This is a genomic window from uncultured Modestobacter sp. (genome assembly GCF_947486615.1).
Lineage (GTDB): Bacteria > Actinomycetota > Actinomycetes > Mycobacteriales > Geodermatophilaceae > Modestobacter.
In genome coordinates, this window is record NZ_CANKUD010000025.1 from 1 (window position 1) to 1,516 (window position 1,516).

Annotated in this window: 1 protein-coding gene; it reads right to left on the bottom strand. The window is 70.3% G+C overall.

Features of this window, described 5'->3' with window-relative positions:
- Nucleotides 1-24 precede the first annotated feature (24 nt).
- Entirely contained in the window at nucleotides 25-1,263 is a 1,239-nt protein-coding gene (locus Q1A09_RS22500) for an IS110 family transposase (protein ID WP_299960626.1), read from the bottom strand.
- Between the last annotated feature and the right edge of the window lie 253 nt (nucleotides 1,264-1,516).

Consider the following 1,516-nt stretch of genomic DNA (forward strand, 5'->3'; position numbering starts at 1 on the left):
TCAGACATCCCATGGGCTTGGAGGTCAAGCCGCGGTGGCGGTGAGGTCGGGCCAGGCGGTTGTCTCGTTGTAGGTGGTTCGGGTCTTGAGGCAGCCGTGGAGGATGCCGACGAGTCTGTTGCCGAGCTGTCTGAGGGCGGCGTGGTGGCCGGCGCCGCGGGCGCGGAGGGTGTCGTAGTAGGCGCGGGCGCCGGGTGAGGCGGTGATGGCGCAGAAGGCCCACTGGTGGGTGGCGTCGGCGAGGTGTCTGTTGCGGGCGTAGCGGGCCAGCACGACCCGTCGGGTGCCCGAGGCGCGGGTGATCGGTGAGGTGCCGGCATAGTTCTTGCGCGCCTTGGCATCGGCGTAGCGGGCGTGGTCGTCGCCGAACTCGGCGAGCACCCGGGCGCCGAGGATCGGACCCAGCCCGGGCTGGCTGGTGAGGATCTCAGCGTCCGGGTGCCGGCCAAAACCCTCGGCCAGCACCGCCTGCAGTGCGGCGATCTCGCTGTTCAAGCTGGCGATGAGACGGACCTGGCTGGCCACGATCGCGGCGTAGGCGGCCTCGATCTCCGGTGCCAGGCGCAGCGCCGGTGCCCGCAGCACCGCCTGGATCGCCTCGGCCTTGGCCTCGGTGTCGCGGCGGCGGGCCCGGGTGAGGGCGGCGGTGATCTTCGATCTGGATAGCCGGGCCGCGCGTGCGGGATCGGGTGCGCGCTCGAGGAGTTCCAGTGCGTCCGGGGCGGTCAGCTCGGGGAAGGCCTCGAGCGCGGCGGGGAAGAACTCACGAAGCGCGCTGCGCAGCCTCAGCAGGTGACGGGTGCGGTCCCAGATCGCGCTCTGGTGTACCCGCGCGACCATCTTCAGCCCCTCCACCTGCGGGCTGTCGCCGGCCATCGGCCGGTGGTGAGCTCGGTCCACACGGACGATCTCGGCCAGCACGTGCGCGTCGCCGCGGTCGGACTTGGCGCCGGAGGCGCCGTGCCGTTCCCGGTAGCGGGCCACCTGCACCGGGTTGAGCGGGAACACCCGGTAGCCCGCTGCTACCAGCGCAGACACCCATGTGCCACGGTCGGTCTCGATCCCGACCAGCACGTTCTGGGCGACGAACCCGGTCTCAGGATCCACGTCCTCGTCGGTCAGATGCTCGGCGAGCAACTCGTGCAACCGGGTCAACCCGGCGATGCCTTCCGGCAATCGAGCCCGGGCAAGCCTGCGCCCGTCGTCGTCCTGCACCTCGATGTCGTGATGATCCTCGGCCCAGTCATCTCCAACGAACAACATCGCGCCCCTCCGGTCGGCTCACTGCGGTCGGCAGCGCGGAGGGAGACAGCCAGCGGACTAATGGTCCAGTGCTCACCGGAGCCAGCCCCGGGGCACGTCATCCCATCAGCGGTCAAGCCCCCTCACGACCGGTGGGCGCACGATCTGACCCTAGGAATCACGTGGTTCCCGTCGTCGGGAGTGCTGACCCACCGGCCGCTACCGGCACCGAACCTGCCAGAGACCAGCAGGCTCGGTAAGCCCCATTAGTCGT